The following is a 12,059-nucleotide window of genomic DNA, read 5'->3' as shown; positions in this document are numbered from 1 at the left end:
ACAGCCACTCCCGCTGGACCAATAACCCTTTGATAAATAAGTAATATTTTTTTAGGTTTTCGTAAACTTTTTCTGAAATTTCCTTTTTAATTCAAATAGTTAACTAATGACCGTAGTAAGGTGATGCAATCAAAATACGTAAGTAACTGACAAATAACAAGAAAACAGCAAGAAAGTTTACGAAAAGTAAAAATCTTTTTCTTTGTTTTTCAAGTGGTTATTGGTCCAGCGGGAGCGGCTGCACTTACAACACCGTGGGTATGACCCAATGTCACTTTAGTGCCATTGCGGTCTGAGGCTATCTCCTGCTAATGATGAATAAACAACGGGATTTCAGATTCTTTCATCATGTGCTCAGTGCAAGATCCAAAGAAGATCTCCCGCAAACCGTGGTGGCCAAAGGCACCCATGACAATCATGTGGGCCTCGATTTCTGTTGCTTTGGCTTTGATGATATCTTCAGGAGGACGGTGTGAGACAATTCCTTCAGAGGTTACATTAATCCCGTGAACCTCACACATTTTTTGAGCTCTGGCGACTATGGATTTGGCTTCCGCTTGATGGCGGGCAATACTAATGATATGTACCTTTTTGCCGTGGGCTAGGCCTAAAAGGAGATACATATGCAATGCGCGTGCTGCTTGCAGGCTGCCGTCGTAGGCAATTAAAACCTGATCACCATTGAATTCTGAAGAGGTGACCACGATCATGGGACGCGGATTGTCACGGATAATGTGCTTAACCGTGATGTCAGACTCAGAATCCAGATCAAAATGAAAATCGGTTGTTTTGCCGATGATAATTAAATCGTGTTCTTGAGAAAGACTTTCAATTTCCGTTGCAGGGAACCCTTCTAGCTCTGAGCCGTAGCAGGAGATTTTGTTATCCTTGCACATTGCTTGAAACGCAGTTAGCATTTCCTGGATGCGCGAATGGGTTTGCTGAATAACCACTTCGTCCCGGTGGATTTTATAGGCAGCTCCTCCAAGAGGTTCAGGTTGCGCTGCCGTAATCCAGGGGGTGTCAATCACTCCAACCCCGGTCAGACATGTCTTGCTATCCTTTGCCAGTGCAATGGCATATTCCTTTGCAGCCTCTGCGGTCTTTGACCCATCTAAAACAACAAGAATACTTTTTAGCATTGTTCCTCTCTTCACGCTCTAACCTAACATCTAAAATGTTAGCACACTTATGCACTGACAACACCCCCATCTACTAGACATAATAGAGCAAAAGGAAGGTGTGATGTTTTTGCCATGGTTACAGTGATCGGTCCTTAAGTAACTGGAGAATGATAACTAAAAGCCTTACTACTGACCAACCGATTCATCAATCAATGATCCACCCAAACTGTGTATAAGTTTCTCTGTCTTGAGGGCAGCAATAGCAATTTGTTCAACATTTTGCGAGCGTAGAACAATACTAGCTCCGTGCGTGTTGGCGCCCCAGAACGGGTAACTGCCAATGCTTACATTAGGGTGCTGTCGTTTTATGCTTTCCAAGCCTGGGGCTAGGATGCTTTCTCCCAACAAACAGCGTAGGGTTTTGTTGTAAAAGGGTGCCCCGCCTTGCAGTTGTGGGGTGATATTTTCAAACATAGCTTGCATGATTTGTGGAACTCCTGCAAGCACAAAGACATTTTTCAGGTAAAAACCTGGAGCATAGGTGATTGGATTTTCAATTAATGTTGCCCCTTTTGGCACGTGGGCCATTTTAAGTTGGTGTTGAGTTAACTCACCCCCTGGAACTCGTTTTTGCAGTAAGGCCTTGGCCCGTTGATCCAGAGTTATGGGGACAGCAAAGGCTTTGGCAACAGACTGAGTTGTGATGTCATCGTGCGTGGGACCAATGCCTCCAGTGGTAAAGACGTAGTCGTAATTTTGGGCAAATGTCAAAACATCATCTGCAATGATATCTTCTTGGTCGGGCAGGATGCGCGCTTGCGCTAAAATGATACCCAGCTCATGCAACCGGCGTCCCAGAAAGGAAAGATTTGTATCTTGGGTACGTCCAGATAGAATCTCATCACCGATAATTAAAACGCCTGCACGGCGAGGCTGGCTAGGAGCCATACTGGATATGTCCCATAGTAATTTCTTTAGTTTAAGGTGACAAAATTTTACAAACTTTGCAACGAATTTAATTCTGGCGCCCTGGTCGCCATTTTTCTTAGGCTAGCCAAAGAGCTGGATTGAAAAAATGGGCGTGTTATGCCCGGGACTGGTATAATCTATAACTTTGCATCACAATAATAAAACCGCTACTATCAAATCCTATAAAGGAGTTTAAAGGAATTCAACCGATGAAACAGTGGTATGTCGTGCACACTCATGTCAATAAAGAGCAAATTGCACTTGAGAATCTCGAGCGTCAGAATTTTCACAGCTATTATCCTGTCTACAAAAAACAACGCAAACATGCCCGTAAAGTAGAAACTGTCAGGGCACCTTTGTTTCCTCGCTACCTTTTTGTCGAATTTGATCCCGAAACAGATCGCTGGCTCTCCATTCAATCAACCATTGGAGTATCGCACCTAATTTGTCATGGTATCCACCCAACTCCCGTGCCAGCTGAAATCATTGAAGCCATTCAGCAACGAGAAATTGAGCCTGGCTTGATCGAACTCACCCCCCCTGCTCTCAAACCGGGGCAAAAACTGCTGATAACCAAAGGTCCTTTTGAGGGGTATCAGGCTTTGTTTGAAAGTGCTTCAGACAACCAACGCATCACCATACTACTGTCTTATATGAACCAGCATTTAAAGGTGAAAACATCTCGCACTGCTGTTGAGGTAGTAGATTGAAAATATATACACGTTCTAAATCAAACTACATTAGTATATACCCGTCCTGGGCATAAATGGCGCTTTTAGATAGGGGTCTTCTACAAACGTCATCATGAACGCCGCATCTGCAATTCAATTGCGTCACGATGACGGATACAGATGGTGTCCAAAAGCGCAATTTATGACCGGGACAGGTATACAGTCGCACGTTCGGAAAATTAGCGTTCAGGATGACGGCCGCGTTGGTTTCACTGAACAACCCTGGGTTACCCAAGAAATAATTTGAAATATACCAGACAAAAGTTATAGGTTATATTGGGGTTTAATCGTTGAAAGTATTGATGGACAGCGTATTGCAAAACAAAGTGACACCAAAGAATAAAATCGCCGTGATTGGCTTGGGCTACGTCGGATTGCCCTTGGCAGTTGCTTTGGCGCGTCATTACCCTGTAACAGGCTATGACATTGACCAAACACGCATCGACGAACTACAACAAAATTTCGATTCCACCAAGGAATTGACGCCCAAACAACTTGAAGAAAGCGCACTTGTATGTACTAACCAAACGCAAGCGCTTGCTGGACAGGATATCTATATTATCGCTGTCCCTACCCCCGTTAATCCCAATCACTCTCCGGATTTAACGGCTGTGCAAAGTGCTGCAAAATTAGTAGGGCCGATTCTTACTCCTGGGAACATTGTCGTTTTTGAAAGCACAGTTTATCCTGGGGTAACAGAAGATATTTGCGGAGCCCTGTTAGAAGAAGCTTCAGGTCTTAAGGCCGGAAAAGATTTCTATCTTGGGTACTCACCAGAGCGAATTAACCCTGGAGACCAGGTGCACACCGTTGACAAAATCGTTAAAGTTGTTGCCGGGCAAACTCCGGCTGTAGCGCAGAAATTAGCAAAGATTTATGGCAGCATCAACAACGACCAGGTGTTTGTGGCCGCCAACATCAAAACAGCCGAGGCTGCCAAAGTCATTGAAAACGCCCAGCGCGATATCAATATTGCCTTTATCAATGAAATTACCATAATTTTTAACAAAGCCGGACTGTCGGCGCACGAAGTCCTGAAGGCTGCACAAACCAAATGGAACTTCTTGCCCTTTCAACCTGGCCTCGTTGGTGGTCATTGCATTGGCGTGGATCCCTACTATTTAGCCAACTTTGCCAAACAAAATGGGCATAACCCCGAAGTAATCCTCTCAGGACGACGCATCAATGACCATATGGGACAATTTCTGGCCCAAGAAATTCACCGGAAACTGCAAAACAACCTCGGCTGCGGTCAGAGCGCACAAATACTGGTACTGGGCCTTACCTTCAAGGAAGATGTTCCAGATTTACGCAATACCAAAGTCATAGACGTCATACATGAACTTGAACAGCATGGACACACCGTTGTTGTCCACGATCCTGTGGCTGATGTCATCAATGCAGAAAACCTGTATGGACTTAGCCCCATCCGTGAATGGGAAACAATTGTCGCGCACGCCCAGGCGCAACATTACGCACAAGCCAGTGGCGGTGATAGCAATCACACGCAGGCAGCAGGGTTTAATGCGGTGATCTGTGCCGTTGCGCATAAGTTCTATCGCGAACTCACCTCTGATACAATAGCTGCACTCGTCAAACCACAAGGTCTGCTTTTGGATCTAAAAGGAATCTGGTCAGATCTCACTCTGCCACCATATGTTAACTATTGGAAATTATAAATCAATGTCTCAACCAAACCAAATCAACGTTGCTGTTATTGGCTGTGGTCACTGGGGAAAAAACCTAGCCCGCAATTTTCATGAATTGAACGCCTTAAAGGCCGTGCATGATATTCATCCTGAACGCGCTCAAGCCGTTGCAACACTGCATGGGGTCGACTCTAAATCTCAAGAAGCCATCTATGCCGACCCCCAAATTGCAGCTATTGTGGTCGCTGTTCCTTCGCAAAGCCATTATTTGGTAGCCAAACAGGCACTGATGGCGGATAAACATGTCTTTGTAGAAAAGCCGCTCACCTTAGATTACACAAAAGCCGAACAATTAGTAACCTTGGCCAAAAAACGAGGGCGCATTTTGATGGTGGGGCACCTGTTACAGTACCACCCCGCTTATCAAGAGCTCAAACGCCTTGTGCAAAATAATACAATTGGCCCCTTAAAAGCAATTTACGCCAACCGGGTTAGTTTTGGACCCGTTCGCATGCACGAAAATTGCCTATGGGACCTGGCTCCCCATGACTTTTCCATGGTTTTGTCTTTAGTAAATAGCCCAGTTGCCAACGTCTCGGCCTTTGCGCAAGACCACCTGATTCCCAATCTACCCGATACAGTCACCACAAATATCTCATTTGCCAATGGCGTTAAAGCAAGGGTTTTTAATTCGTGGTTTTATCCCAATAAAGAACAAAAATTCATGGCCATCGGTGAAAAAGGGGCACTCATCTTTGATGATACGCAGCCATGGAATAAAAAACTGATTCATATACCGCATTCATCTCAGCAGACACGAAAGGGAATTGATCTGACACAAGATGGTAACATTTTTGTCACACTAACCCCTGCCGAACCCTTAAAAAGTGAGTGCGCACATCTCATCAGATGCATGGAAAATGATAAAAAACCGCTTACACATGCGGAAAACGCCATTGTTGTCATGGACTTGTTACAAAGATCTCAAAATTCCATTGATTGCAATCAATCAAAAAAGCAGGTAGAAGAGAACTCTAGCAAGATCGAAAATAGTCATACCCGTGCTGAATCAAAATGTTGAGTTTTATGGTAACGAAAAGAGCGCAGTTTACGTTGGTAAATGAGCACTTTGAGTGCACCAGAAAACCAACAGATTGATTCAGCTTCAGCATAGTTAGAAAGATTTAGGATAAATTCATGCAACAACACATACACACTCTTCAAGACATTGGGCTTTCATACGCCATTCCCTTTATTGATCTCGAAACACAACAAAAGAAAATTCGCCCCAAGATTGAACATGCCATTCAGCGGGTTTTAAACCATGGCAAGTACGTAATGGGCCCCGAAATTGAGAGTCTCGAAGCTGAGTTATCTTCTTTTTGTGGAGTCAAACACGTCATCACCTGCTCCAGTGGAACAGATGCACTCAGGCTTGCGCTCATGGCCAAAGGTGTCGGTCCCGGAGATGCAGTCTTCGTACCGGCTTTTACTTTTGTCGCAACAGCGGAAGCCGTTGTCAGTGTAGGGGCCACCCCGGTATTTGTTGATGTATCCCCTGACACCTTTAACATGTGCCACAACAGCCTCAGAGAAGCGATTGGAGATTTGCCCAAAAAGCTCAAACCTGCGGGGATTATTCCAGTCGATTTATTCGGGCAACCGGCTGATTATGACCGTCTAAATGTTGTTGCCAAAAAGAGCGATTTGTGGATGATTGCTGATGCTGCACAGAGTTTTGGCGGGCGTTTGCATGATCAACCAGTAGGCACTCTAGCTGAAATCACTTGCACAAGCTTCTTTCCAGCCAAACCACTTGGATGCTACGGCGATGGTGGCGCATTGTTTACCAATGATGATGATCTGGCCGAAATTATTCGCAGTTGCCGTGTCCATGGCCAAGGGGCTAATAAATACCACAATGTGCGGCCCGGCATGACTGGCCGGATGGATACTATACAAGCGGCTATTTTGCTTGAAAAGCTCAAGATTTTTCCCGATGAATTGAAGCTCAGAGCCCATATTGCCGATTTGTATTATAAACGCATGTCCTGCACCGTTAAATGCCCTGAGTTAATGGAAGGAGCGTTTTCCAGCTGGGCTCAATACACAGTGATTACTCCTAAGCGGGACCGCTTGCGTGGGCACCTGGAAAAGCATAATATCCCTACAGCGATCTATTATCAAAATGCATTGAGTGATCAACCTGCATACAAGGATTGCCCGCGCCCCCGCAGAGGCCTGCCGATTACCGATCAGTTGGTGGATCGGGTGTTGAGCTTGCCGATGCATGCTTATTTAAAAAAGCCAGTTCAAGACATCATCATTGACAGCGTGTGCAGCTGCTGGTAACTGATTCTTTGACCATGCAAACACAACATATTGCCCCCTCACCTCTGACCAGTTCAAGCCTGACTCCTTCTGGGGGTGGACCGGCGAAGAATTTGGTGATTTTACTCCATGGGTTTGGCGCCAATGGAGGCGACCTGCTGAGCCTTGGCAAAAGCTGGCAGAGTCTGTTACCAGAGACTGAGTTTACAGCGCCAAATGCACCAGAACCCTGCGCTGCGAGTTCGTTTGACCACAGTTATCAATGGTTTGACCTAAAAAATTTGCAGCTAACAACCCTGCAAGAAGGGGTTGCCCAAGCCCTGCCTGTGCTCAATACCTATATTGATCAAGAACTTAACAAACGCAACCTGACGGACTCACAGCTGATGCTGGTTGGATTTTCCCAAGGGACCATGATGGCACTTGCGGCAAGCCTTAGCCGACCAAAGGCCTGTGCCGGTGTTCTGGGTTATTCTGGCGCGCTCTTTTATCCTCCCAACCTGCCCATTCACTGCAAGCCCCCAATTTTTTTAATTCATGGTGACGCTGACGAAGTTATTGAGGTAGAGTATGCTATGCGGACAGCAGCTGAGCTTTCAGAACTTGGTGTTCCTGTTAAATCATTCGTTGCCAAAGAAATCGGACATCACATAGATGCCCAGGGCCAACAGTTGGGCGGCCAATTTATCTGTAACCAGCTTAATTGGACAACAAACAAAGAGGAGACAAAACGATGACTCATCATACAACGACCCGACACAAAATCGCTCTTATTGGAGCAGGACAAATCGGAGGAACATTAGCACATTTGGTGGGCCTGAAACATCTTGGCGACTGTGTGTTGCTGGATGTAGCCGAAGGCATCCCCCAAGGTAAAAGCCTTGATCTGTCTCAGGCGTCAGCCATTGAAAGTTTTGATGCCAAGATCACTGGCACCCAAGATTATGCTGAACTTAAGGGTTCGGACGTTGTCATTATTACCGCAGGGGTTCCCCGCAAACCCGGCATGAGCCGGGATGATTTGCTCAGCATTAATGCAAACATCATTCGCCAGGTGGCCGAAAATGTCAAAACTCACTGCCCCGATGCGTTCGTCATTGTACTAACCAATCCTCTGGATGCAATGGTGCATACCTTTAAAGAAATCAGTGGCCTGCCGTATCACAAAGTCATTGGCATGGCTGGTATTCTTGACACAGCCCGCTTTCGTTATTTTATCAGTGAAGCGCTTAATGTCTCGATTAAAGACGTGCAAGCTCTAGTACTGGGCGGCCATGGTGATACTATGGTCCCGATGATTCGGTATTCAACAGTGGGCGGAATTCCCCTACCAGATCTAGTAAAAATGGGCTGGATCACACAACAAAAAGTGGACGACATGGTTGAGAGAACCCGTAAGGGCGGTGGTGAGATTGTAAACTTGCTAAAAACCGGATCTGCCTTTTATGCTCCAGCCAGTGCTGCCATTGAAATGACTGAGTCTTACTTGAAAGACCGTAAACGCATCCTGCCCTGTTGCGCTTGGCTTACTGGCGAATATGGTGTCAACAACTTGTTTGTCGGCGTTCCCGTTGTCATTGGCAAAGACGGCATTGAGCGCATTGTCGAACTTGAACTCAATGCGCAAGAGCAAAAGATGTTTGATGCTTCTGTGGCAGCTGTTCAGGGTCTAGTGCAAGAGATCACACCACTGCTGGCTAGCTCTCCGTGTGATCCAGGGAAAAGGTAAAGGTACGTGCTATGTTCCCTCTTTGCCACAAGGAGAGTGCCCATAATTGATTACGCGCTGTTCAAGTATCCAAGCAAAATTCCCAGCTTCGGACAAACCTTCTGGAGGTGCAGTTCCTCGTCTATAATAGTTATAATCTTGCTGTCTATCGTAGTTTACTACTTCTTGAAAAGCATTTGTTTCATTGAAATTCAATTCCCGACTTACTCCAATTGATTTCAATAATTCCCGAATTTCTGGATTATAAGTAAATAGATTGATAGGTTTATTATTTTTTTTATTGTAGCGCAATTTCCTAAGTCTCTCTTTTCGCATTTTGTTTTGTTGAACTGCTGAAACCCTCCTGATAAAATGTTTTCCTGATAATTCAGGCGGAGTGTTTGGGTTTGAGGAATAAGAACTTTCACTATTCATAGGAGAGCCAGGCTGCTCTGGGACCAACAACCTACGACGTTTTTTTACCGGTGCAGCAGGGGAAATCATAGAATATGAATATGAATATGAATCTGAATATGAATCTGAATCAGACCTTCCACGCTTCTTAGGAGTGCCAGGAGGAGTCTGCTCCCCCGATGAATAACAAGATGTGTTCATTAAAAATACAGTCGCAACGGCAACACTCAACAAACCTAATTTAGATTTAAACATTTTACTAATCCTTTTAAAAATACTTATACAAAAATTTAACTAACCAGGACAGACTACACAGGAATCAATTTTTTGTAAACACACAAATGAAAATATTTTTACTTAAAAATAATTATAAATTTATTATAAATTTTATTAAAAATGCTAATAATGATTTTGGAATATCTCATAACAATAGGCACTGTACCAGTTCTATTCCAAACTTCTCTAAAGCCATCCTAAATTTGTCCAACGTATCGCACAAAAATGATTCCTATTCAGTTATGCTTCTTTCCTGGTAGAGTTTGTTTCAATGGCAGGCTATCCCCGGTTATGCCACCAGAAAACTTGGTTTGGGGGAGGAGTGGAATAGAACTGATACAGTGCCTTCTTACTCCTTTTTGATTGACAGGAGTACAATCTAGTGAAGTTTTGATTAAAATCCAAGCTACTTTAGGGAATACGACTAACCCAGTCCCTTTCAGATAAATTCGTGGGAAAATTAAACTAGCAATGAGTTGAAGGTGATTGAGCCGACCGTTTTCCGGTTAATCACCGTGGTTACATTGTCAGCAGGGCTTCACACCATGACGTTACCATCATCGCATGCCTGCCTAGGGAACCGCCGACGGAACGGCGGGTTTCTTCAGGGTTGCCCCCCTAGAAACAGTCGATTCAGCAACTTCGTGTCGCACATGACCAAGACCAGTATAGAATAATCAAGAAAACCCACTCGGTATGGGCGTATTCGGTGCTGTCACTGCCAGCACTTTGAATAAGGTTCCCATTTGTGTGGGACAGATCAATCGGTGCAAGCTTTGCTCCAATTCAGCCCTTTGTCTTGAGGACGCTTTACGTTGCAACTGTTGTGCTCGAAGACGAATGCCAAGTTTGTACAGGAAATCGCCTTGAGATGTGGGCCCCCAGGTTTGGGCTCCTTGTGTGCCAGCAACCTCAACAAGAGTTTTAAAGTCAACGTGAGCCGTCAGATCAACCTTACCGATGTGCAAAAGTGGATCGTGATATTTGTGTTTTGAGACAGCTTGGAGTGTAGCACCTGTACTACCATCTTGGTATCCATAATCAATGACTAACATTGCTCCTTCAAGCTGCACAATCTTTTGTGATAATTTTTGCATTATATCTTGAGCCATAGGGCAGGTTTCAAAAACCGCATCACTGGTGACTTTTGATAAATCTTGTGTAAAACGAAAACAATTTTCTTGATTACACCAGTCTATACGTTGTTCAACCCAATCTTGTCCTTGTTTGATCATCTGATGAACTGGCAAAGCATCAAAAAATTCATTAGCAACAATGAAAAGTGGTGCATCCTGACATGCTGCAAGGGTATGTTCTAGATCTGGATGCCAAACAACGGTTTCAGATTGCAGTCGATCTTGCTGCTGGTTTTGCAAGACGGGACTGATTTCAAGCATGTGCACGGACAAAGCTTTTTTAAAGTTAGGCCCAATGCTTCTTAATAGATCTTGCATCAGGGTTCCCTGGCCAGGGCCAAGTTCAACTAAGTTTACTTTTCTAGGTTGATCAAGGCGTTGCCACAAATCTTGCAGCCATGCTCCTATCATTTCCCCAAACATCTGTGAGATTTCCGGGGCTGTTATGAAGTCGCCAGCGGCTCCAATGGGAGAGCGTGTGTTGTAATAGCCCCACTGTGGGTGAAACAAACACTCGTGCATGTAATCAGCAACCGATAACGGCCCTTCGGCTTGCATCCGTGCCTGCAAGTGTGCACACAAATCTATTATGACTGTACTTTTTTCTGATTGAAGGCGTACCAACTTAAGAAAACTCCGATTAAAAGGAGGGGGGTAGAGAGTAGCTGTCCGATGGTGGTACCGCCAACCAAGAAGCCGATATGCAGATCCGGTTGCCGGAAAATTTCGACAAACATCCGCGCCAAACCATAGCCGATCATAAATACGGCCATCAATAGTCCAGGTCTGGTGCGACGCAAATCTGTCCAGCGGTCTAGGGCAAACAACACAAAGAACAAAAGGGCGCCTTCCAAGGCTGCCTCATAAAGTTGGCTTGGATGACGGGGTAGAGGACCGCCATGCGGAAAAATAACACCCCAGGGCATATCGGTGACGCGGCCAAAAAGCTCAGCATTGATAAAGTTTCCAATGCGTCCAAAGAAGAGACCAATAGGAACCGCGCAACACGCTACATCTCCTAAAGGCAAAAAGGGCAAACGTTGACGCCTACAGTACCAAATACCGGCTATGATAACTCCCAGTAACCCGCCGTGGAAAGAGCGCCCTGGTTGCCAAAAATAAAGAATCTCCCAAGGCTTAGTCAGATATTCAAGCGGATGATAAAACAAAACATAGCCCAAGCGGCCGCCAACAATTACTCCAACGGCAGCCCAGACGACAAATTCATCAATGTCCTTGGTTGTTAAGAGGTAATTGTTTTTTCTGACCAGATAGCGCGCATACCACCAACCCAAAACAATGCTCACCACATAAGTAACGCCGTACCAATAGATATCAATGGGCCCTAAGGAAAAAGCGATGGGAGAAATTGAGGGGAAAAGAATGCCTTGCATATTACTTAAGTTCTCGTAACGTTTGCGCCAAAGTAGCATAAACCACAAAGGTTGGATAGCAAGTCCTGCTTGTGAAGCTAGAAAACTGAGCTGCTCCGCGGCGTCAAAGCGCTAACGGGTATCATTTTAACCGAGCTTGCAAATGATTGGCTCAAAAATGTCCCATAAGGAGCAGCTCGCATGGAATATACCTGAGGTGACTGGAGAATGTCAAAAGTTTTTTTTGTCCTTGTAGGAGCAATTTGATAATGTCCGGTTAAGCAATTTAGAAATGTCCGGTTTTACCGTTTTCTTATCCAGCACAATGGGTACGTTGTTTCATCACAG

At 45.0% G+C, this 12,059-nt stretch carries 11 protein-coding genes; 6 read left to right on the top strand and 5 right to left on the bottom strand.

The genetic code is table 11. The features are described 5' to 3' along the window. Nucleotides 1–308: 308 nt before the first annotated feature. Together ABFQ95_05070 and ABFQ95_05065 are read right to left on the bottom strand one after the other, a co-directional pair. Nucleotides 309–1,142, bottom strand: a complete 834-nt coding sequence (locus ABFQ95_05070) for a universal stress protein (protein MEN8236895.1) — start codon at nt 1,140–1,142, stop codon at nt 309–311. 168 nt (nt 1,143–1,310) lie between these two features. Continuing rightward, entirely contained in the window at nt 1,311–2,072 is a 762-nt protein-coding gene (locus tag ABFQ95_05065; GenBank protein MEN8236894.1) for a molybdopterin-binding protein, read from the bottom strand. A 230-nt stretch (nt 2,073–2,302) separates the two neighbouring features. Between ABFQ95_05065 and ABFQ95_05060 the strand changes: the two genes are divergently transcribed. The 6 genes from ABFQ95_05060 (at nt 2,303) to mdh (ending at nt 8,533) form a co-directional block, all read left to right on the top strand. Further along, nucleotides 2,303–2,803, top strand: coding sequence for a transcription termination/antitermination NusG family protein (locus tag ABFQ95_05060; GenBank protein ID MEN8236893.1), 501 nt, complete (start codon nt 2,303–2,305; stop codon nt 2,801–2,803). Between the two features lie 311 nt (nt 2,804–3,114). After that, a complete protein-coding gene (locus ABFQ95_05055; protein MEN8236892.1) occupies nt 3,115–4,503 on the top strand; it encodes a nucleotide sugar dehydrogenase in 1,389 nt (462 codons plus the stop codon). Nucleotides 4,504–4,507: 4 nt separating this feature from the next. After that, nucleotides 4,508–5,554 (top strand): Gfo/Idh/MocA family oxidoreductase, encoded by a 1,047-nt coding sequence (locus tag ABFQ95_05050; GenBank protein ID MEN8236891.1) that lies wholly within the window; start codon nt 4,508–4,510, stop codon nt 5,552–5,554. Nucleotides 5,555–5,670: 116 nt separating this feature from the next. After that, the gene (locus tag ABFQ95_05045; GenBank protein ID MEN8236890.1) at nt 5,671–6,825 is read left to right on the top strand and encodes a DegT/DnrJ/EryC1/StrS family aminotransferase; all 1,155 of its coding nucleotides are present in this window, start codon (nt 5,671–5,673) and stop codon (nt 6,823–6,825) included. A 14-nt stretch (nt 6,826–6,839) separates the two neighbouring features. Next, nucleotides 6,840–7,541 carry a dienelactone hydrolase family protein gene (locus ABFQ95_05040; protein MEN8236889.1) on the top strand — a complete coding sequence of 234 codons (702 nt, stop codon included), beginning with the start codon at nt 6,840–6,842 and terminating at the stop codon, nt 7,539–7,541. Then, complete coding sequence (gene mdh, locus ABFQ95_05035; GenBank protein ID MEN8236888.1) at nt 7,538–8,533, top strand: malate dehydrogenase; 996 nt, start codon at nt 7,538–7,540, stop codon at nt 8,531–8,533. The genes ABFQ95_05040 and mdh overlap by 4 nt, the downstream gene beginning before the upstream one ends. A gap of 9 nt (nt 8,534–8,542) precedes the next feature. On the opposite strand, the gene ABFQ95_05030 is transcribed toward mdh, so the two are convergent. The 3 genes from ABFQ95_05030 to lgt all read right to left on the bottom strand — a co-directional run bounded on the left by ABFQ95_05030 (nt 8,543) and on the right by lgt (nt 11,771). Next, complete coding sequence (locus ABFQ95_05030; protein MEN8236887.1) at nt 8,543–9,181, bottom strand: hypothetical protein; 639 nt, start codon at nt 9,179–9,181, stop codon at nt 8,543–8,545. Between the two features lie 698 nt (nt 9,182–9,879). Beyond that, nucleotides 9,880–10,962 carry an SAM-dependent methyltransferase gene (locus tag ABFQ95_05025; protein ID MEN8236886.1) on the bottom strand — a complete coding sequence of 361 codons (1,083 nt, stop codon included), beginning with the start codon at nt 10,960–10,962 and terminating at the stop codon, nt 9,880–9,882. After that, a complete protein-coding gene (lgt, locus tag ABFQ95_05020; protein ID MEN8236885.1) occupies nt 10,926–11,771 on the bottom strand; it encodes a prolipoprotein diacylglyceryl transferase in 846 nt (281 codons plus the stop codon). The genes ABFQ95_05025 and lgt overlap by 37 nt, the downstream gene beginning before the upstream one ends. Between the last annotated feature and the right edge of the window lie 288 nt (nt 11,772–12,059).

The organism is Pseudomonadota bacterium (genome assembly GCA_039714795.1).
In the GTDB taxonomy this organism is placed as follows: domain Bacteria; phylum Pseudomonadota; class Alphaproteobacteria; order JAGOMX01; family JAGOMX01; genus JBDLIP01.
The sequence above is the reverse complement of the archived record's forward strand: the minus strand, read 5'-3'. Positions and strand labels throughout refer to the sequence as shown.

Excerpts from the sequence above, each read along its gene's own strand:
- ABFQ95_05070 (MEN8236895.1), bottom strand. The coding sequence starts at position 1,142 with ATGCTAAAAAGTATTCTTGTTGTTTTAGATGGGTCAAAGACCGCAGAG.
- ABFQ95_05030 (MEN8236887.1), bottom strand. The coding sequence starts at position 9,181 with ATGTTTAAATCTAAATTAGGTTTGTTGAGTGTTGCCGTTGCGACTGTA.
- ABFQ95_05060 (MEN8236893.1), top strand. The coding sequence starts at position 2,303 with ATGAAACAGTGGTATGTCGTGCACACTCATGTCAATAAAGAGCAAATT.
- ABFQ95_05045 (MEN8236890.1), top strand. The coding sequence starts at position 5,671 with ATGCAACAACACATACACACTCTTCAAGACATTGGGCTTTCATACGCC.
- ABFQ95_05040 (MEN8236889.1), top strand. The coding sequence starts at position 6,840 with ATGCAAACACAACATATTGCCCCCTCACCTCTGACCAGTTCAAGCCTG.
- mdh (MEN8236888.1), top strand. The coding sequence starts at position 7,538 with ATGACTCATCATACAACGACCCGACACAAAATCGCTCTTATTGGAGCA.
- lgt (MEN8236885.1), bottom strand. The coding sequence starts at position 11,771 with ATGCTACTTTGGCGCAAACGTTACGAGAACTTAAGTAATATGCAAGGC.
- ABFQ95_05050 (MEN8236891.1), top strand. The coding sequence starts at position 4,508 with ATGTCTCAACCAAACCAAATCAACGTTGCTGTTATTGGCTGTGGTCAC.
- ABFQ95_05065 (MEN8236894.1), bottom strand. The coding sequence starts at position 2,072 with ATGGCTCCTAGCCAGCCTCGCCGTGCAGGCGTTTTAATTATCGGTGAT.